We start from the raw sequence: 18,085 nt of genomic DNA on the forward strand, positions 1-18,085 counted from the left end.
TCCTCCCTCTACATCGGCACCCGCAGACCGTCCGGCGCGGGCTGGCGCCAGGCATTCGTCACCACCGGATCAAGCGGTTGGGTGCCGAGGACCCCCAAAGTGAATCCCGTGGTCAGCCGGGTCCAGGCGCCCGCTTTGCGCAGCATGGCGTGGCCATCGCCGTGCACGTGGAAACGGGCCACCCGGTCGGTGACCTGCCGGGCGCGCTCGGCGAAGCTGAAGGACAGCGCAGGCTCCGTGGTGCGGTCGCGGTCGCCGTGGGCGATCAGCACGGCCCGTCCGGCGAGCTGCTCGACCGGCTCGCCCCGCTTCGTCCACGGTGCGAGCGCGCACACGCCGACGACGTCGCGGTCCCCGGCCACCCGCAGCGCCACCCGCCCGCCCATGGAGTGCCCGACGAGCGCGACGGGTACGCCGCCGTGGCGCTCCCTGATCCGCGCCAGCGCCCAGCGCGCGTCCTCGACCGGGTGCTCGGCCGGGGGGTTCCAGCCCCGGTAGCGGTTGCGCAGCAGGTACACCGCGACCCCGCGCCCCCGCCGCCCGATGTCCACCGCGAAGGGCACCATCCGGAGGTAGGCGAGCTGGCGGGAGGTCACGCGCGCGGTGCTCCACTCACGACCGCCGTGCAGCACGAGCACGGCGGCCCGCGCGTCGCCACGGCCGAAGCGGCGCAGGCTTGGTTCGTCCACGCAGTAATCTTCGCAACCAGGGTCCTCGGCGGTTTGGTCCCGGGTGGGAGTCGGTCCCGGTGGAGAGTCGATTCGGCGGGAGTCAGTCCCGGTGAGGAGTCGGTCCGGTGGAGTCGGTCCCGGTGGGGTGTCGGTCCTGGCGCGTAGGCTGCCGTCCGTGATCGAACACCTGCGGATCGCGACCGAGGCGGGCATTTTCGACGCGCTGGCGGCGGGTTCCCCCGACGACCGCCCCGTCCTGCTCCTGCACGGCTTCCCCGAGGCCGCGACGGTGTGGGAGCACCAGGTCGCCGCCCTGGGCCGGGCCGGGTACCGGGCGGTTGCCGTCGACCAGCGCGGCTACTCCCCCGGCGTGCGCCCGGAGCGGCCCGCCGACTACCACGTCGACGAGCTGGTGGGCGACGTGCTGGCCATCGCCGACGCCCAGGGCTGGACCACCTTCGACCTCGTCGGCCACGACGCGGGCGCCACCGTCGGCTGGCACGCCGCCGCGGCCCACCCCGACCGGGTCCGCACCCTGGCCGCCCTGTCGACCCCGCACCCGTCGGCGCTGGCCGAGGCCGCCCGCACCGACGAGGACCAGGCCATGCGCTCCCAGCACCTGGCGGTGTTCAAGGAGCGCTCGGCCGAACGCCGCCTGCTCGCCGACGACGCCGCCGCGCTGCGCGCGATCTTCGAGTACCGTCTGCCGCCCTCGGCGGTGGCCGACTACGTCGCCCGCCTGTCCGAGCCCGGCGCGCTGACCGCCGCGCTCAACTGGTTCCGCTCGTCCCGCCGCCCGGTGCTCCCCGACCCGGTGGCGGTCCCGGTGCTGTACCTCTGGGGCACCGAGGACGTCGCCGTCGGCTCCACGGCCGCCCTGAGCTGCGCGAAGTGGACGAATGGTCCATACCATTTCGAACTGCTGGAAGACGTGTCGCACTGGATGCTCTGGGAGATCCCCGAAGCCATGAGCGCCGTGCTGGTCGCGCACCTGACCTAGTGTCCCGCGCCGGACTTCTCGACGGCCCAGCTTCCCGCAGGCCGCACCGGGAAAGATCCCGAGTACCACCGACAAAGACACCGACCTTCCGGCCTGGGACGTCGGTGTCCTACGCCGGATTTCTCGACAGTCCAGCTTCTCGCCGGCCGAGTGCCGCCGCCCGGCCGCCCAGCCAAAAACCGGGCAGGCAAAGACACCCGGCTCCCGGCTCTCGATCAATCTCGCCGTTGCCTCTAGGCTGCCCGCATGACGGCCCCCGCCGGTCTGCTCCTCGCCGCGGGCGCGGGCAGGCGCTTCGGTATGCCCAAAGCCCTCGCCCCGCACCGCGGCGCGCTGTTGGTCGACCACGCCGTCGCCACCCTCGCCGACGGCGGGTGCGCGCCGGTCGTCGTCGTGACCGGCGCCGCGGCCGACGAGGTCGCCGCCCACGTGGCCGACTCCGCTGTCCACGTCGTCGAGAACCCGGACTGGGCCTCGGGCATGGCTTCCTCGCTGCGCGCCGGACTGGCCGCTCTCGACGGTCTCGCCGTGGACGCCGCGATTGTGCTCACTGTGGACACACCCGGGGTGACGGCGGCGGCCGTGCGCCGGGTCTCGGCCCTGGCCGCCCCGGACGCGCTCGCCCGCGCCACCTACGACGGCAGCCCGGGCCACCCCGTCCTGCTCGGCCGCGATCACTGGGCGGAGATCGCCGCCCAGGCCGTCGGGGACGCCGGCGCCCGCCCCTACCTCGCGGCCCACCCCGTGGTCGGCGTCCCGTGCGCGGACATCGCCGACGGCGCCGACGCCGACCGCCCAGAAGACCTGCCGTGAGCACCGACACCGACCCCGAGGAGGCACCGTGGACACCTACGGCGAGCTGGCCCTAGCCCACCTGGCGAAGGTCGCCGAGCACAACGCCGACGCCCTCGACGACGCCGCCGACCTCGTGCTGGCCTGCGTCCGCGCCGACGGCCTCGTGCTCACCTCCGGCGCGGGCCACTCGCTGGCCGCCGTCGCCGAGACCTTCTTCCGCGCGGGCGGCCTGGCCTGCGTGCGCCCCCTGGTCCACGACGACCTCCAGGTCTTCGGCGGCGCCCGCCAGGCCACCGCAGCCGAACGCCGCACCGGCCTGGCCGCCGAGGTCTTCGCCGAGGTGCCCCGCAGCGGCCACGAGGTGCTGTTCATCTTCTCCAACTCCGGCGTCAACCCGTTCCCGGTCGAACTCGCCCAGACCGCCCTGGACGCGGGCTGCCCCGTGGTCGCGGTCACCTCACCGGCGTCGTCAGCGGGCGCCACCCGCCGCGCGGGCGCCCTGCTGGCCCACCACGCCACCATCCTGCTGGACACCCTCACCGGCCCCGGCGACGTCGCCTACCCAGCCGACTCCCCCGTCACCGCGTCCCTCTCGACCCTGTGCAACGCCTTCCTGTGGAATCAGATGCTCGCCCGCCTCCACGACCGCGCCACCGCCGCGGGCGTGGACCTCCCCCGCTGGCGCAGCTCCAACGTCGAAGGCGGCGACACCGCCAACGCCACCCTCCTCGACAAGTACGGCGACCGAGTCCCCCACCTCGGCTGACGAGTGACGTCTACGGAGTCTGATCCGTCGCAATGGCCGGGCGGATCAAGTACTTCGCGTCCTGCTCGTCGAGGTGCTTGATCAACGCCGCTTTCGCCGCGCCCACAAAGGCTTCGAGCCTGGCCGCGCCCTCCCGGTCGACGCTGATGGTCAACGGGGAACTGGGGCCGCCCAGCTTGGCGCTCGATTCGGCTCATCAGATCAGTGAGATCGGCGAGTCCAGAGCTTAGAGGAGTCACCCGTGGTCCCCCCGAACCTCACCAACTGGCGCAAGAGCAGCCGCAGCAACGCAACCCAGGCGTGCGTGGCCATGGCGCACGGCGGAGCGGTCGTCGGCATCCGCGACACCAAGAACGCCTCCGGGCCTGTCCTCGTCCTCGCCACCCAAGGGTGGGACGCCTTCCGGAGTAACCTGACCCGCTAGCCGCTGCCAGTCAGCTAGGCGACGGCGTCCTCGTTGGCGAACTGGGTGCGGTACAGCTCGGTGTAGCGGCCGGAGGCGGCCAGGAGTTCTTCGTGGGTGCCCTGTTCGGCGATCTGGCCGTCCTCGATCACCAGGATCTTGTCGGCGGCGCGGATGGTCGACAGGCGGTGGGCGATCACCAGGGCCGTGCGGCCGCGGAGGGCGTCGGCCAGGGCGGCTTGGACGGCGGCTTCCGAGGAGGAGTCCAGGTGGGCGGTGGCCTCGTCGAGGATGACGACGCCGGGTTGGGCCAGGAGCAGGCGGGCGATGGTGAGGCGCTGGCGCTCGCCGCCGGAGAAGCGGTAGCCGCGCTCGCCGACGACGGTGTCGAGCTGGTCGGGGAGCGCGGCGATCAGGGTGTCGAGGCGGGCGCCGCGCAGGGCCGCCCACAGGTCGTCGTCGGTGGCCGACGGGCCGGCGTAGGTGAGGTTGGCGCGGATGCTGTCGTGGAACAGGTGCCCGTCCTGGGTGACCACGCCGACGGTCTCGCGCAGGGAGTCGAACGTCAGGTCGCGCACGTCCACCCCGGACAGCCGGACGGCGCCGGAGTCCACGTCGTACAGCCGGGGCACCAGGCCCGCGATGGTCGACTTGCCCGCCCCCGACGACCCGACCAGCGCGATCATCTGCCCCGCGTCCGCGACGAACGACACCCCGTGCAGCACCTCGGTCCCACCGCGGCGGTCCAGCACCGCCACTTCCTCCAGGGACGCCAGCGACACCTTCTCCGCGGGCGGGTAGCCGAACCGGACGTCGTCGAACTCGACCGACACCGGGCCGCCCTGCGGCAGCGACCCCGCCTGTGGCCGCTCCTCGATCATCGGTTTGAGGTCCAGCACCTCGAACACCCGCTCGAAGGACACCAGCGCGGTCATCATGTCCACCCGGGCGTTGGCCAGCGCCGTCAGCGGGGTGTACAGCCGGGTCAGCAGCAGCGCGAGGGCCACCACGGTCCCCGGGGCCAGCTCCCCGCGCAGCGCCAGGTAGCCGCCCAGCCCGTACACCAGCGCCTGGGCCAGCGCGGACACCAGCTGCAGGCCGGTCATGAACCATCGGGTCGCCATCGCGGTGCGCACCCCGATGTCGCGGACGCGGCCCGCCCGCGCGCTGAAGTCGGCCGTCTCCACCGCCGGGCGGCCGAACAGCTTGACCAGGGTCGCGCCGGGCGCGGAGAAGCGCTCGGTCATCTGGGTGTGCATCGACGCGGTCAGCCCGGCCGCCTCGCGCTGCAGGTCGGCCATCCGCCTGCCCATGCGGCGCGCGGGCAGGACGAACACCGGCAGCAGGACCAGCGCCAGCAGCGTGACCTGCCAGGACAGGGTCATCATCACCCCGAGCGAGAGCACCAGCTGGATCACGTTGGTGACCAGTCCGGCCAGCGTCGAGGTGAACGCCCGCTGCGCGCCCATCACGTCGTTGTTGAGCCTGCTGACCAGCGCGCCCGTGCGGGTGCGGGTGAAGAACGCCACCGGCATCCGCTGGACGTGCTCGTAGACCGCGCGGCGCAGGTCGTAGATCAGGCCCTCGCCGATGTGGGCGGACTGCCAGCGCTCGGCGACGCCGAGGCCCGCGGCGACCACGGCCAGTCCGGCGATGGCCACGGCCAGCCAGACGACCGTCGACACCGACGACCCGGCCACGATCGCGTCGACGACCCGGCCGGCCAACAGCGGGGTGCTCACCGTCAGCACGGCCGAGACGACCGTCAGCAGCAGGAACCACACCAGCCGCCTGCGGTGGCTGCGGCTGAACGCCATGACCCGCCGCAGGGTCCCGGTGCGCAGCTCCTTGGGCGTGTCCGCTGCCCGCATTGAGCCGCGCAGGAAACTTCGCGCGTTGTCCATCGGCCGACCCCCTCCCAACCCCAGTGCAACGCCGACACCGCCGGAGATCTTCCCACGGCGGCACGCGCGCACTGAGTGATCTCCCGGGCACGCCGGGAGAGGGCCGGTCCACATCGGACGCGGCGGGGACCGGGAACGATCATGCGGGATCAGGACTCGGTTTCCGACTCCGATTCGACTGATCGTTCCGGTTTCCGCAGCGGATTCCGATGTTGGCACCACACCGGAACCTCCGCGTCGATCCGCGGGCTACTTCTTCTTGGTTCGCGTGGCGCCGCCCCGGCCCCGCAGCGTCACTCCTGACTCCGAGAGCACGCGGTGCACGAATCCATAGGATCGCCCTGTGCTTTCCGCGAGGGCGCGGATGCTCGCGCCCTTCTCGTACTTCTTCTTCAAGTCGGTGGCCAGCTTGTCCCGCATGGCGCCGGTGATCCGAGCGCCTTTCTTGAGGTCAGCCACGTTGTCCGCCTTCCGTCGCAAGTGGCGGGGCCCACGGATGGTCCCTACCGCCGCAATGATCGAACACGGTGGCGCGGAATGCCAGACGAGATGACAAAAACGTGTCGAACTCGATGATCACGGCCGATACCGAAGCGAGGACGGTGCGTGATCTCGCTATTACGAGAGCCCAGGAAAACGGCCAATTTCACGCAAGTTGCACGAGTTCCAGGTAGTCGGGCGACCAGTGATCCTCGTTCCCGTCGGGGAGCAGGATCACCCGCTCGGGTTGGAGTGCCTCGACCGCTCCGGGGTCGTGGGTGACCAAGACCACCGCGCCGGTGTAGCGGCGCAGCGCGTCGAGGACCTGCTCGCGGCTGGCCGGGTCGAGGTTGTTGGTCGGCTCGTCGAGCAGCAGCACGTTGGCCGCGCTGGACACCAGCCCCGCCAGCGCCAGCCGGGTCTTCTCACCGCCGGAGAGCGTGCCCGCGGGCTGGTCGAGCTGCTCGCCCTGGAACAGGAACGTGCCCAGCAGTGACCGCAGCTGCTGCTCAGGGGCGTCCGGCGCGGCGTGGCGGACGTTGGACCACACGCTGGCGTTGTGGTCGAGGGTCTCGTGCTCCTGGGCGTAGTAGCCGATCCGCAGCCCGTGCCCCGGCACCACCTTGCCGGAGTCGGCCTTCTCCATGCCGCCCATGAGCCGCAGCAGGGTGGTCTTGCCCGCGCCGTTGAGGCCGAGGATGACCACCCGGGAGCCGCGGTCGATCGCCAGGTCGACGCCGGTGAAGACCTCCAGCGAGCCGTAGGACTTGCTCAGCCCCTCGGCGGTCAGCGGCGTCCTGCCGCAGGAGGCGGGCTCCGGGAAGCGGATCTTGGCGACCCGGTCGGCCTGGCGGATGTCGTCGAGGCCCGAGACCAGCTTCTCCGCACGCTTGATCATGTTCTGCGCGGCGACGGCCTTGGTGGCCTTGGCGCGCATCTTGTCGGCCTGGGCCATCAGCGCCCCGGCCTTCTTCTCGGCGTTGGCCCGCTCGCGGCGGCGGCGCTTCTCGTCGCTGGCGCGGGCGTCGAGGTAGCGCTGCCAGCCCATGTTGTAGAGGTCGACCTCGCTGCGGGTGGCGTCGAGGAACCAGACCTTGTTGACCACGTCGCCGAGCAGCTCGACGTCGTGGCTGATCACGACCAGGCCGCCGGAGTGGCCCTTGAGGAACCCGCGCAGCCAGCCGATGGAGTCCGCGTCGAGGTGGTTGGTGGGCTCGTCGAGCAACAGGATCGTGCCCGAGCCGCCGCCCGCGCCCGCCTCGGAGGCGGCGAACAGGATGCGGGCGAGCTCCACCCGGCGGCGCTGGCCGCCGGACAGCGTGCTCAGCGGCTGCGCCAAGACGCGGTCGGCCAGGCCCAGGTTCGCGCAGATGCGGGCCGCCTCGCTCTCCGCGGCGTACCCGCCGAGGGCGGAGAAGCGCTCCTCCATCCGCCCGTACTGGCGCACGGCCCGCTCGCGCTCGGCGTCGTCGGCCAGCTCGGCCATCGCCGTCTGGGCCTTCTCCATGCCGCGGGAGAGCTCGTCGAGGCCGCGCGCGGAGAGCACGCGGTCCTTGGCCGTCACCGACAGGTCGCCCTCGCGGGGGTCCTGTGGCAGGTAGCCCAGCTCGCCGGAGCGGCGCACGGTGCCCCCATACGGCTCGCCCTCGCCCGCGAGGACGCGCAGCGTGGTGGTCTTGCCCGCGCCGTTGCGGCCGACGAGGCCGATGCGGTCCCCGGGCTGGATGCGCAGCGCGGCATCGGCGAGCAGGATGCGCGAACCGGCGCGCAGTTCCAGGTCAGTGGCGGTGATCACGTGGATATCTCTCCGAGATTGGGTGGTCGAGCCGGGGCATGGGTCAGCGGCCCGCGCGCCGTAGCCCGCGAGCGCACCCGCCGATCAATCGGTGATGACCACGTCTCGAGTGTAGCCGGACCGGACGAGTGCGTTTCCGGTGCTCGCGACTAAGCGCTCGCTTAGCTACAGTGCCCGGCATGACTACTGCCGAGTACACCGGGAAGACCGCGCTGGTCACCGGGGCCAGCCGGGGCATCGGCCTGGCCATCGCCACCGAACTGGCCCGCGGCGGCGCCGCGGTGACCATCTCCGCGCGCAAGCCCGACACCCTCGACGCGGCCGCGGCCCAGATCCGCTCCGCCGTGCCGGGCGCGCGGGTGCTGACCGTGGCCGCCAACACCGGGCGTGACGAGGAGCGCGCCGAGGTCGTGCAGCGCACCGTCGCCGAGTTCGGCAGCCTGGACGTGCTGGTCAACAACACCGGCATCAACCCGGTGTACGGCCCACTGGTCGACGTGGACCTCGACGGCGTGCGCAAGATCTTCGACACCAACGTCGTCGCGGCGCTGGGCTACGTCCAGCTCGCGGTGAAGGCGTGGATGGGCGAGCACGGCGGCTCGATCATCAACATCGCCTCGGTGGCGGGCCTGCGCTCCACCGGGGTGATCGCGGCCTACGGGGCCTCGAAGGCGGCGCTGATCCGGCTGACCGAGGAGCTGGCCTGGCAGCTCGGCCCGAAGATCCGGGTGAACGCGGTCGCGCCGGGAGTGGTCAAGACCCGCTTCGCCGAGGCGCTGTACTCCCAGGGCGAGGACACCGCGTCGGCGGCGTACCCGATGAAGCGCCTCGGCGTGCCCGAGGACGTCGCCGAGCTGGTGGCGTTCCTGGCCTCGGACAAGGCGGGCTGGATCACCGGGGAGTGCGTGCGGGTGGACGGCGGGCTGCTGGCCACGGGAACGCTCGGCTGACACGGCCCGGCAGCGGGCCCGGGCAGGCGGTCGCGGGTGATCCCCACCGCGCGACCACCGCCCGGACCCCTGTTCACCAGCTAGCAGTACCCGGCGATGGGACCGTTGACGCCGCTCCAGAGGAACGCGTCACTCATCCAGGTGCCGTCGCTGAGGCGGTTCCACAGGCTGGTCGCGCCGTAGCGGCCGGTGTGCGAGGTCCCGTTGGACGAACACGAGACCGTCACCGTGGCTCCGTCGGTGACCGAGCCGACCACGCCGTAGCCGGTGCCGGGTCCGGAGCGCTTGTTGACCGACCCGCCGCCGTTGGTGTCCACCACGCCCTGGTTGAAGCCGAGGGCGCCGTAGTTGTAGAGCGAGCCGCCCGCGTTGACGCGCGCGCTGCCGTGCAGCGCCGAGCCCGAGTACGCCGAGCCGCCGTTCTGCGGCACCCACTTGCCGAGGTTGTGGCCCGCGATGTCCACGTAGGCGTTGTTCTGGCGGAGCGCGAAGTGCACGTGCCTGCCCAGCGCCGAGCCGCCGCAGGTGACGTCGGTGCCGGTGTCGCCGAGGTAGGCGCCCTGGGCGACGGCCGCGCCGTTGACGTTGATGTTGTTCCAGAGGTGGTAGTAGTCCGTGGCGTAGCCGCGGTCGTGGATCACGCGAATCCAGCCCTTGCACATCGTGTACGCCGTGCCCGCGCGCGCGGCGCGGACCCGCTGGTCGCCGCCCGCGAGGTCCAGCGAGCTCCACGGGGCGGGCGTGCCCGCCCAGCCGTGCGGGCCGCCGGGCATACCCCAGGTCTGGCCGGTCGCCCACGGCAGGGACATGCCGGTGCGGAAGTCGCCGCCCGCTGCGGGCTGGACGCCGTCCTGCTGGGCGAAGAGCGGCTTCTCCTCGGCTTTGACGAGCGGGGCCGCCGCGGCGAGCTCGGCGAAGGCGGGCTGGCCGTCGAAGGCCACCTTCCAGCCGCCGCGGGTGCGCTCGGCGAGGAACAGCCAGCCGTCGGGCATCCGGTCGGTGCCCGGCGTGCCGAGCGCGACCGCGGTGCCGAAGGCCCAGTCGCCGTCGCGGCGGGTGACGGTGACGCGCGGGGTGACCGGCCCGCGCTCGGACATGGCGGCGGTGACCGCCGCGACGGGGTCAGCGGGGACGGCGACGGCGCTCGGCGCGACGACCAAGGCGCCCGCGGCGAGGATGGTGGCGGTCAAGACGGGGATTCGTAAGGCAGGGGACACGAATCGACCTCCTCGTAAAGGATCGAATGGCCAGTATGTCCGCGTTCTGGACGGAAAGTCACGAAACACTTCGGCACCCAGTGACCATTAGGCGGCAGACTTGCGGCTGACTGGCCGCAAGCGGCTTCGTCCGTCATCGCCGTCGCGGCGCACGGGTTCCGCGGGCTGGTCGGCGGCGGTGCGCGACCCCGGTGACGGACGCCGCGAACCCGCCGCGTCACCGCCGGGGCGGACCGCGATCAGCAGGCCGACGGCGAGCAGCAGGATGGCGTGGGTGGCGACCCGGCTCGCGGTGGCGGCGCCCACGGCCAGGTCGATGACGGCGAACGGGGTCAGCACGCCGAGGAACCCACCGGTCGCGACGAGCACGCCGGTCGCCGCCGCGGGCCGGAACGCCGCGTAGGCCAGAGCGGCGCCGAGCGCGATCGTCCACGCCGAGGACTCGTTGAGCACGTGCGAGTGGCCGGGGCCGTGGGTGACCCCGAGCAGCTGGGCCATGCCGAGGGTGAGCTGGGCGACGGCGACGACGCCCAGGGCGAGCCTGCGGTACCCGGCGGGCTCGCGGCGCGGGTCGGCGGCCAGGACGGCGTCGGCCAGGTCGGGAGTGGGGACGGCCTCGCGGACGCGCAGCGCCCTGGTGAGGTCCGCCGCGTCGGCGTGCCAGGCCCGGCAGGCGGCGCAGTCGGCCAGGTGCGCGTCGACCGGCTCGGCCTCGCCGTCGAGTCGGGCGGACAGGGCTTCCCGGCAGGTTTCACACTCCACGGGGTGGTTGTCGTCCGCGCGGCTCTCAGAGTTCCCTTGGGTTCCTCCACTACTGTCGCGCCCGTGGCGATCTCGGACAGTGACGACGCGTCCTCATGGGACGAGGCGACCGCCTGGGCGCTGGCCGCCCGGTCCGGCGACCGCGCCGCGCTGGAGCGGTTCATCAGGGCGACCCAGCGCGACGTGTGGCGCCTGGTGGCCCACCTGAGTGAGCCGCGGCTGGCCGACGACCTGACCCAGGACGTCTACCTGCGCGCGCTGCGCGGCCTGCCCGGCTTCGCGGGCCGCTCGTCGGCGCGCACCTGGCTGCTGTCCATCGCCCGGCGGACCGTGGTGGACCACCTGCGGGCGCGCGGCGCGCGGCCCGCGATCGCCTACTCCGCGGACTACCGCCAGGTTTCCGACGCCGCGCGGGCGGCGAGCCACGCGGCCGGGTTCGAGCAGGTGGTGGAGGTGGGGCAGTTGCTGGCCGGGCTGTCCCCCGACCGGCGCGAGGCGCTGCTGCTGACCCAGGTGCTCGGGTTGACCTACGCGGAGGCGGCCGAGATCTGCGACTGTCCTGTCGGGACGGTCCGGTCCCGGGTGGCGCGGGCGCGCGGCGACCTGATCGCCGCCAACGGCCACCGTGACGCGGACGTGAGCTGACCCGCTCAGGCCAGGGCTTCGGCCGCCAGGGCCACGCACTCGGCGTGGGTGCGGGCGCGCAGGGCCGCGCGGACGGCGGGGACGGCCGGGGCGGACATGGACAGGCTGGTGATCCCCAGGCCCGCGAAGACCGGGGCCAGGCCGGGGTCGGCCGCCGCCTCACCGCAGACGCCCGCGGGCTTGTCCGCGGCCCTGGCGGCTCGGGCCACCTCGGCGACCAGGGCCAGGAGGGCGGGCTGGCGGGGGTCGAGGAGGTCGCCCAGCTCGCCCAGGAGGCGGTCGGCGGCGAAGGTGTACTGGGCCAGGTCATTGGTGCCGACGCTGACGAAATCGACCTCGGCGAGGATCTCCGGGGCCCGCAGCGCCGCGGCCGGAATCTCGATCATGACACCCACCGCGGCCAGGCCCGCGGCGCGGGCGCTCGCGGCGAAGGCCGCCGCCTCGGCGCAGGTCGCGATCATCGGGGCCATGACCCGGACGTCGGCGGCGTGGTCGGCGGCGGCCGCGGCGATGGCCTCCAGCTGCGCGCTCAGCAGGTCGGGGTTGCGGCGGACGGTGCGATAGCCGCGGACGCCGAGGGCCGGGTTGGGCTCGTCGGCGGCGGTGGCGAAGGGCAGCGGCTTGTCGGCGCCCGCGTCGAGGGTGCGCACCACGACCGGCCTTCCCGGGTACGCGGCGAACACCGCGCCGTACGCGCCGCGCTGCTCGGCGACGCTGGGGGCCTCGGCGCGGTCCAGGAACAGGAACTCGGTGCGGAACAGGCCGACCCCCTCGGCCTCCGGGTTCCCGCCGGGCTCACCGCCGATGTTGACGAGCAGGGCGACCGGGTGGCCGTCGGCGGTGCGGCCGGGCCCGGTGTGGGCGGCCGGTTCGCGGGTCTTGGCGGTGGCCCGGCGCGCGGACTCCTCGGGCGGGTCGGGCTCGACGGTGCCCGCGGCGCCGTCGACGAGGACGCGGACGCCCTCGGCCAGCTCGGCGATGGGGCAGGCGACCACGGCGGGGATGCCCATGGCGCGGGCCACGATGGCGGTGTGGCTGGTCGGGCCGCCCTTCTCGGTGACGATGGCCAGCACGCGGGCCCGGTCCAGGGTCACGGTGTCCGCGGGGGCGAGGTCCACCGCGACCAGGACGTACGGATCGGTCCCCGCGGGCGGTCCGGGGCGGGGCAGGCCGAGGAGGACGGCGATGGCGCGATCGCGCAGGGCGGTGAGGTCGCCGACGCGGTCGGCGAGGTAGCCGCCCAGGGAGGACAGCGCCGCGACGTGGACGCCGAACGCCTCGTGCACCGCCCACGCCGCCGGGAGTCCTTTGTCGACGGCGTCCCGTATCCCCGCGGCGAGGCCGGGGTCGCGGGCCATCATCACCTGGGTGTCCATGATGTCGCGCAGCTCGCCGTCGAGCCCGGCGGCGAGGTCCACCAGCTCGGCCACCACGGTGTCCAGCGCGGCGCGGGCGAGGGCGTGTTCGTCCGCGCCCGGCGGGGGCGCGACGGCGGGCAGCACCGGGGCCGGGGCGAGCCGGGCCACCGGGCCGACCGCGGTCCCCGGGACCGCCGGGACTCCCCTCAGCACGCGGGCTCGATCGTGACCGGTGCGGCGTCGAGCGGATCGCCCATCGTCGTGCTCCTCGTCTCGCGGGTCGCCCCGATCGTCGTCGGTTCCGCCGCGGTGCGCAGCATGGAATCCCGATCAATCGCGGCCGGTTATCCGCTGACGTAATGTGAGGGCGTGGAGGTAACAGCCGACGACGTCGCGGCCCGGTTCGACCTGGTCCCGCTGCCCGCGGAGGGCGGGCTCTACCGGCGCACGTGGGCGGGGGTGGTGACCGCGGGCCGTCCCGCCGGGTCGGCCATCCTGGTCCTGCTGACCGAGGGCGACGGGTTCTCCGCGCTGCACCGGCTGCCGGTGGACGAGGTGTGGCACCGCTACCTCGGCGACCCGGTGGAACTGCTGCTGCTCGACGCCGAGAGCCGGGTGGCGGTGCTGGGGCCGGACATCCTCGCCGGGCACCACGTCCAGCTCACCGTCCCCGCGGGCACGTGGATGGGCGCGCGGGTCGCGCCGGGCGGGTCGTGGGCGCTGTGCGGGACGACGATGGCGCCGGGTTTCGTGCCGTCGGACTACATCGGCGGCGATCCGGAGGTGCTGGCCCTGGCGTACCCGGCACAGGCGGAGCTGATCCGGGCCCTGTCGCGCCCCGACGCGCCAACAGCCATGCCGCTGGGAGTGGACGAGCGATGATCGATCTGCGGGGCACGTCGGTGCTGGTGACCGGGGCGAGCGGCCTGGTCGGCGGCGGGATCGCGCGCCGGTTCGCGCGGGCGGGGGCGGCGGTCGTGGCCCACTACCACCGCGACCGCGCCGGGGCCGAGGACCTGGTGGGGGCGCTGGGGGTCAGGGCGGTCGCCATCGGGGCGGATCTCGCGGCCGAGTCGGAGTGCGAGCGGCTGGTCGAGGAGGCCGCCGGGTGGGCCGGGCGGCTGGACGCGGTGGTGAACAACGCCGGGGTGCAGCCCGTGCTCCCGCTGGCGGACATGTCGGCGGCCGACTGGCGGTCCACTGTGGACCTCAACCTGACCTCCGCGTTCAGCGTCACCCAGGCCGCGGTGCGGTTCATGGGGCGCACGGGCGGCGGGGCGATCACGCACATCGCCTCCATCGAGGGACGCGCGCCCGCGGCGGGCCACGCCCACTACAGCGCCGCCAAGGCCGGGTTGATCATGCACGCGCGGGCCGCGGCACTGGAGTACGGGGAGCTGGGGGTGCGGGTCAACACCGTGTCCCCGGGGCTGGTCGAGCGGGACGGGCTGGCGCAGCGGTGGCCGGACGGGGTGCGGCGGTGGATGGCCGCGGTCCCGCTGGGGCGGATGGCCTCCCCGTCCGACGTCGGGGACGTGTGCGTGTTCCTGTCATCGCCGATGGCGGCCTTCGTCAGCGGCCAGGACATCGCGGTGGACGGCGGGATGACGGCCCGGCCGAGCTGGTAGCCCCGTGTAACCGGTAGCCCTGTATGGGATCAGCCTGACCGCTGACACGGCTAGACCGTGTTTCAGATGTGGGGGCGGGAGAGTCGTGATCAGTCCGGCCGCAGGCGGTGCGGGACGGATCGTCCTCATACCGGTGTCGTATTCGGGCGTATCCGGCCCATGCCGCCTGCGGGCGGACTGGCGCGGCCATGCCGTGCTCCACATCTGAAACACGGCCTAGGCCGTGTTTCACGGCTCAGCCGTGCCAGGTGCGCCAGAGGGTGGCGTAGGGGCCGTTGGCGGCGATGAGGTCGGTGTGGTGGCCGAGTTCGGTGATGCGGCCGTGGTCGACGACGGCGACGCGGTCGGCGTCGTGGGCGGTGTGCAGGCGGTGGGCGATGGCGATGACGGTCCGTCCACTGAGGACCGCGCCGAGGGCGGCCTCGGCGGCGCGGGCCGAGCGGGGGTCCAGGACCGAGGTGGCCTCGTCGAGGATGACGGTGTGCGGGTCGCGGAGGATGACGCGGGCCAGGGCCAGGAGCTGGGCCTTGTCGGGGGGCAGGTTCCGCAGCGGGGTGTCCAGCGGCGGGGCGTCGTGCCAGCCCACCGCGGCGAGGGCGCTCCGCAGGGCGTCGTCGTCGGCCTCGGGGGCGGCGATGGCCAGGTTCTCCCGCAGGCTGCCCAGGAAGACGTGGTGCTCCTGGGTGACGAGCACGACGCGGGCGCTGCGCTCGGCGGCATCGAGGTCGGCGACCGGGGCACCGCCCAGCAGGACGGCGCCCGCGCGGGGGCGGTCGATGCCCGCGACCAGTCTGCCCACAGTGGACTTCCCCGCGCCGGAGGGGCCGACGATGGCCAGGTGCTCGCCCGGCCGCACGGCCAGATCGATGCCGTGCAGGACGTCGCGGCCGGGGACGTAGGCGAAGCGGACGTCGCTCAGGCTGACGCGGTCGTCCTCGGGGACGCGCCCGGCGGGCGGCGACCCGGGCGCGTCGACCCCGGCGATGCGCGCCACGCTGGCGAAGCCGCCCTGGACCAGCTCCAGCCACAGGGTGAAGCGGTCCAGCGGCTCGGCGAGCTGCCAGACGTAGAGGATGGCGGCGGTCATGGCGCCCAGGCTGACCCGCCCGTCGAAGTACGCCGCCCCGCCGACGAGCAGCATGACGACCAGCGGGGCCAGGTGCGCCAGGTTGGCGGCGAGGAAGACCCGCAGGCGCAGGGACAGCGTGCGGTAGCGGGCGTGGTAGATCGCGTCGATGGCGGCGTCGGCGTCGGCGACGCGCTCGGCGGCCAGGCCGTAGGTCTCGACGGTGCGCGCGCCCGCCGCCGTGGCGGCCATGCTCTCGGCCACCGCCGAGGACGCCCGCCCCTCGGCCAGGTACGCGGGGCGGGCGCGCTTCAGGTACCACCGCATCCCCAGGACCAGCAGCGGCAGCCCGGCCACCGCGGCGAGGCCGAGCAGCGGGTCGAGGAAGAACACCGCGCCGAGCACGAGCAGCGACTGCGCCGCGGCCAGCACCAGGTCGGGCGCGGCGTCGCGCAGGGTCGTGCCCGCGGTCGCCACGTCGGCGGTCGAGCGGGTCACCAGGTCCCCGGTCCCGGCCCGCTCCACCACCGCGGTCGGCAGGGTGAGCACCCGCTCGACGAACCCTTCCCGCAGCCGCGCCGTGGCCCGCTCCCCCATCCGGTGCGCGGCCAGCCGCGCGAACCGGGTCAGCACGAGTTGCGCCACCGCGAAGCCGACGACCGCCAAGGCCAGCCCGTCGATCGCGCTCACCGGGGCGTCATCGGACTTGACCAGGTCGATGATGCGACCCAGCAGCCACGGCCCGGCCAGCCCAGCGCCCGCCGCGGCGAAGGTCAGGCCCAAAACGCCGAGCAACGACCAGCGGTCGCCACGCACCAGACCCCGCACGGCCCGACCGGTCGCACGGGCATCCGCCACGGGAAACGCCCTCACCACAACACCTCATCCCGATCCACCATGGCCCGATACGCCGGGTCGACAAGCAAGTCGACGTGACGACCTTCGGCAATCACCTGGTCATCACGCACCAAGCCCCACGCGACCCCGCCACTCGCGCGGGCATCCACCACGGGAAACGCGCTCATCGCAACACCTCGCCCCGATCGACCACGGACCGGTACGCCGGGTTCGCGAGCAGGTCGGCGTGGCGGCCCTCGGCGATCACCTGGTCCTCGCGCACCAGGCACACGTGGTCGGCGTGCTGGAGCAGTAGTGGGGACGTGGTGACCAGTACGGTGGTCCGGCCTCGGCGGTAGGCGGCGACGCCCGCGGCGATGGCGGCCTCGGTGTGCGCGTCGACGGCCGAGGTGGGCTCGACCAGGACCAGCACCTCCGGGTCGGCGAGCAGGGCGCGGGCCAGGCGCAGCCGTTGGCGCTGGCCGCCGGAGAGGCTTCTCGCCTCGGTGTCCATGACGGTGTCCAGGCCGTCGGGGAGCGCGTCGACGATGTCCTCGGCGGACGCCGCCGCGATGGCGTCCCCGATCCGGCCGGGGTCGGCGCCCGGCGGGGTGATCACCGCGTGGAGCGGGCCGGGGAACAGGTACGCGGAGTCGTCGGCGACGACGCCGTGCTCGCCCAGGCGTTCCACCAGGGCTGGGGTGGCGCCGACGACAGCGGTCAGCTCACCGAGGCGCGGGGCCGGGGCCGCCGCCGGGCGGGGCGGGACCTCGATGCGCAGCACCTCGACCACCCGCGCGGCCGCGACCAGCCCCCGGGCGATGTCGTCGGCGCCCTCGATCAGGAAGCCCACCGGGATCACCAGGACGGCGACGTAGCCGTAGACGGCGACCAGCTCGCCGACGGTGATCGCGCCCGTGGCCGCCGAGCGCGCGGCGATCCAGGTGACCACGGCCAGGAAGACCCCCGGCAGGCAGGCGCCGACGGCCTGCACCCAGCTGGTGACCGCGCCGACGCGGTACCCGTCGGCGCGCAGCTCGGCGGACTCGGCGCGGTAGCGGCGGGCGAAGACGTCCTTGCCGCCGATCCCGCACAGCACCCGCAGGCCCGCGACGATGTCGGCGGTCCGCGCGGTCAGCGCGCCCTGGCGCTCGCGGTACCCCGACTCCACCCCGCGCAGCCTGCTCAGCAGCGGTCCCAGGACCAGCGCCAGCACCGGCACGCCGAGCAGCACGACCACGGCCAGCAGCGGGGAGATGCCGAGGAGGACCACGGCGGTCAGCGCGTAGGCGACCACGGCCCCGACTCCCGGCCCGGACGCGGTGAGCGTGCGGGCGATGCGCTGGATGTCGGTGGCGTGCACGCTGGCCAGTTCCCCCGCCGACATCGCGCGGGGGAACGCCGACCCGAGCCGGGCCACGTGCCGCACGACCACCTGGACGGTCCGGTAGGACGCGTCGCCGCGCACGAGGGTCATGGTGCGGTGGCGCATCCACGCGATCCCGGCGTTGACCACGCCCACCAGCAGGATCGCGCCGGTCCAGAACAGCAGCGCCGACCAGTCCCCGGCGCGCAGGCCGTCATCGATGGCGCGGGAGACCAGGTACGGCGGCAGGATCAGCCCGCACATCCACAGGCTGCCCCACAGCGCGCCCCGCGCCGCCTGCCGCCACTGGGCGGTCACCAGCCACCAGAGGTAGCGCCCCGGGCCTCGGGTGTCGGGAATGCCCGGGTCGGCGTACGGCACGCGCTTGTCGTCCCCCATGCCCTCGAACTTACCGAGCACGTGTATTAGCTGTTGCTTATAT

General features: G+C 73.7%; 19 protein-coding genes. 8 read left to right on the forward strand and 11 right to left on the reverse strand.

What is annotated here, in order from left to right; translation table 11 throughout:
* Window positions 1-8: 8 nt before the first annotated feature.
* Window positions 9-689, reverse strand: a complete 681-nt coding sequence (locus ACTG9Q_RS16575; protein WP_455573678.1) for an alpha/beta hydrolase — start codon at window positions 687-689, stop codon at window positions 9-11.
* A gap of 157 nt (window positions 690-846) precedes the next feature.
* On the opposite strand from ACTG9Q_RS16575, the gene ACTG9Q_RS16580 reads away from it, so the two are divergent.
* The 3 genes from ACTG9Q_RS16580 to ACTG9Q_RS16590 all read left to right on the forward strand — a co-directional run bounded on the left by ACTG9Q_RS16580 (window position 847) and on the right by ACTG9Q_RS16590 (window position 3,232).
* Complete coding sequence (locus ACTG9Q_RS16580; protein WP_455573679.1) at window positions 847-1,671, forward strand: alpha/beta fold hydrolase; 825 nt, start codon at window positions 847-849, stop codon at window positions 1,669-1,671.
* Window positions 1,672-1,917: 246 nt separating this feature from the next.
* Window positions 1,918-2,484, forward strand: a complete 567-nt coding sequence (locus ACTG9Q_RS16585; protein ID WP_455573680.1) for a nucleotidyltransferase family protein — start codon at window positions 1,918-1,920, stop codon at window positions 2,482-2,484.
* 28 nt (window positions 2,485-2,512) lie between these two features.
* The gene (locus ACTG9Q_RS16590; RefSeq protein ID WP_455573681.1) at window positions 2,513-3,232 is read left to right on the forward strand and encodes a sugar isomerase domain-containing protein; all 720 of its coding nucleotides are present in this window, start codon (window positions 2,513-2,515) and stop codon (window positions 3,230-3,232) included.
* Between the two features lie 10 nt (window positions 3,233-3,242).
* Here ACTG9Q_RS16590 and ACTG9Q_RS16595 read toward each other — a convergent pair whose 3' ends face one another.
* On the reverse strand, window positions 3,243-3,386 hold the full coding sequence (locus tag ACTG9Q_RS16595; RefSeq protein ID WP_455573682.1) for a hypothetical protein: 144 nt from the start codon (window positions 3,384-3,386) through the stop codon (window positions 3,243-3,245).
* A gap of 87 nt (window positions 3,387-3,473) precedes the next feature.
* Between ACTG9Q_RS16595 and ACTG9Q_RS16600 the strand changes: the two genes are divergently transcribed.
* Entirely contained in the window at window positions 3,474-3,656 is a 183-nt protein-coding gene (locus ACTG9Q_RS16600) for a DUF397 domain-containing protein (protein WP_455573683.1), read from the forward strand.
* Between the two features lie 14 nt (window positions 3,657-3,670).
* Here ACTG9Q_RS16600 and ACTG9Q_RS16605 read toward each other — a convergent pair whose 3' ends face one another.
* From ACTG9Q_RS16605 to ACTG9Q_RS16615, 3 genes are all read right to left on the reverse strand, one after another.
* On the reverse strand, window positions 3,671-5,539 hold the full coding sequence (locus ACTG9Q_RS16605; RefSeq protein WP_455573684.1) for an ABC transporter ATP-binding protein: 1,869 nt from the start codon (window positions 5,537-5,539) through the stop codon (window positions 3,671-3,673).
* A 249-nt stretch (window positions 5,540-5,788) separates the two neighbouring features.
* Window positions 5,789-5,998, reverse strand: a complete 210-nt coding sequence (locus ACTG9Q_RS16610; RefSeq protein ID WP_189213154.1) for a helix-turn-helix domain-containing protein — start codon at window positions 5,996-5,998, stop codon at window positions 5,789-5,791.
* A gap of 187 nt (window positions 5,999-6,185) precedes the next feature.
* Window positions 6,186-7,814: an ABC-F family ATP-binding cassette domain-containing protein gene (locus ACTG9Q_RS16615; RefSeq protein ID WP_455573685.1), complete on the reverse strand. Its 1,629-nt coding sequence runs from the start codon at window positions 7,812-7,814 to the stop codon at window positions 6,186-6,188.
* Between the two features lie 179 nt (window positions 7,815-7,993).
* Between ACTG9Q_RS16615 and ACTG9Q_RS16620 the strand changes: the two genes are divergently transcribed.
* Window positions 7,994-8,764 carry an SDR family oxidoreductase gene (locus ACTG9Q_RS16620; protein ID WP_455573686.1) on the forward strand — a complete coding sequence of 257 codons (771 nt, stop codon included), beginning with the start codon at window positions 7,994-7,996 and terminating at the stop codon, window positions 8,762-8,764.
* Between the two features lie 80 nt (window positions 8,765-8,844).
* On the opposite strand, the gene ACTG9Q_RS16625 is transcribed toward ACTG9Q_RS16620, so the two are convergent.
* Window positions 8,845-9,954, reverse strand: a complete 1,110-nt coding sequence (locus ACTG9Q_RS16625) for a peptidoglycan DD-metalloendopeptidase family protein (RefSeq protein ID WP_455573687.1) — start codon at window positions 9,952-9,954, stop codon at window positions 8,845-8,847.
* A gap of 114 nt (window positions 9,955-10,068) precedes the next feature.
* Window positions 10,069-10,743, reverse strand: coding sequence for a zf-HC2 domain-containing protein (locus tag ACTG9Q_RS16630; RefSeq protein ID WP_455573688.1), 675 nt, complete (start codon window positions 10,741-10,743; stop codon window positions 10,069-10,071).
* 63 nt (window positions 10,744-10,806) lie between these two features.
* On the opposite strand from ACTG9Q_RS16630, the gene ACTG9Q_RS16635 reads away from it, so the two are divergent.
* Window positions 10,807-11,388: a sigma-70 family RNA polymerase sigma factor gene (locus ACTG9Q_RS16635; RefSeq protein WP_455573689.1), complete on the forward strand. Its 582-nt coding sequence runs from the start codon at window positions 10,807-10,809 to the stop codon at window positions 11,386-11,388.
* A 5-nt stretch (window positions 11,389-11,393) separates the two neighbouring features.
* On the opposite strand, the gene ACTG9Q_RS16640 is transcribed toward ACTG9Q_RS16635, so the two are convergent.
* A complete protein-coding gene (locus ACTG9Q_RS16640) occupies window positions 11,394-12,959 on the reverse strand; it encodes a putative PEP-binding protein (protein ID WP_455573690.1) in 1,566 nt (521 codons plus the stop codon).
* A 156-nt stretch (window positions 12,960-13,115) separates the two neighbouring features.
* Here ACTG9Q_RS16640 and ACTG9Q_RS16645 point away from each other — a divergent pair, with 156 nt between their 5' ends.
* Window positions 13,116-13,628 (forward strand): cupin domain-containing protein, encoded by a 513-nt coding sequence (locus tag ACTG9Q_RS16645; RefSeq protein WP_455573691.1) that lies wholly within the window; start codon window positions 13,116-13,118, stop codon window positions 13,626-13,628.
* Complete coding sequence (locus ACTG9Q_RS16650; protein WP_455573692.1) at window positions 13,625-14,374, forward strand: SDR family NAD(P)-dependent oxidoreductase; 750 nt, start codon at window positions 13,625-13,627, stop codon at window positions 14,372-14,374. The genes ACTG9Q_RS16645 and ACTG9Q_RS16650 overlap by 4 nt, the downstream gene beginning before the upstream one ends.
* Before the next feature lie 235 nt (window positions 14,375-14,609).
* On the opposite strand, the gene ACTG9Q_RS16655 is transcribed toward ACTG9Q_RS16650, so the two are convergent.
* The 3 genes from ACTG9Q_RS16655 to ACTG9Q_RS16665 are packed head-to-tail and all read right to left on the reverse strand — an operon-like array spanning window position 14,610 to window position 18,042.
* Window positions 14,610-16,313, reverse strand: a complete 1,704-nt coding sequence (locus tag ACTG9Q_RS16655) for an ABC transporter ATP-binding protein (RefSeq protein ID WP_455573693.1) — start codon at window positions 16,311-16,313, stop codon at window positions 14,610-14,612.
* Window positions 16,310-16,465 carry a hypothetical protein gene (locus ACTG9Q_RS16660; protein WP_455573694.1) on the reverse strand — a complete coding sequence of 52 codons (156 nt, stop codon included), beginning with the start codon at window positions 16,463-16,465 and terminating at the stop codon, window positions 16,310-16,312. The genes ACTG9Q_RS16655 and ACTG9Q_RS16660 overlap by 4 nt, the downstream gene beginning before the upstream one ends.
* The gene (locus ACTG9Q_RS16665; RefSeq protein ID WP_455573695.1) at window positions 16,462-18,042 is read right to left on the reverse strand and encodes an ABC transporter transmembrane domain-containing protein; all 1,581 of its coding nucleotides are present in this window, start codon (window positions 18,040-18,042) and stop codon (window positions 16,462-16,464) included. Before ACTG9Q_RS16665 ends, ACTG9Q_RS16660 begins: the two co-directional genes overlap by 4 nt.
* Between the last annotated feature and the right edge of the window lie 43 nt (window positions 18,043-18,085).

The organism is Actinokineospora lacus, assembly GCF_053813445.1.

Coding starts and splice junctions, on each gene's coding strand:
- ACTG9Q_RS16585 (WP_455573680.1), top strand. CDS start 1,918: ATGACGGCCCCCGCCGGTCTGCTCCTCGCCGCGGGCGCGGGCAGGCGC.
- ACTG9Q_RS16605 (WP_455573684.1), bottom strand. CDS start 5,539: ATGGACAACGCGCGAAGTTTCCTGCGCGGCTCAATGCGGGCAGCGGAC.
- ACTG9Q_RS16620 (WP_455573686.1), top strand. CDS start 7,994: ATGACTACTGCCGAGTACACCGGGAAGACCGCGCTGGTCACCGGGGCC.
- ACTG9Q_RS16650 (WP_455573692.1), top strand. CDS start 13,625: ATGATCGATCTGCGGGGCACGTCGGTGCTGGTGACCGGGGCGAGCGGC.
- ACTG9Q_RS16660 (WP_455573694.1), bottom strand. CDS start 16,465: ATGAGCGCGTTTCCCGTGGTGGATGCCCGCGCGAGTGGCGGGGTCGCG.
- ACTG9Q_RS16665 (WP_455573695.1), bottom strand. CDS start 18,042: ATGGGGGACGACAAGCGCGTGCCGTACGCCGACCCGGGCATTCCCGAC.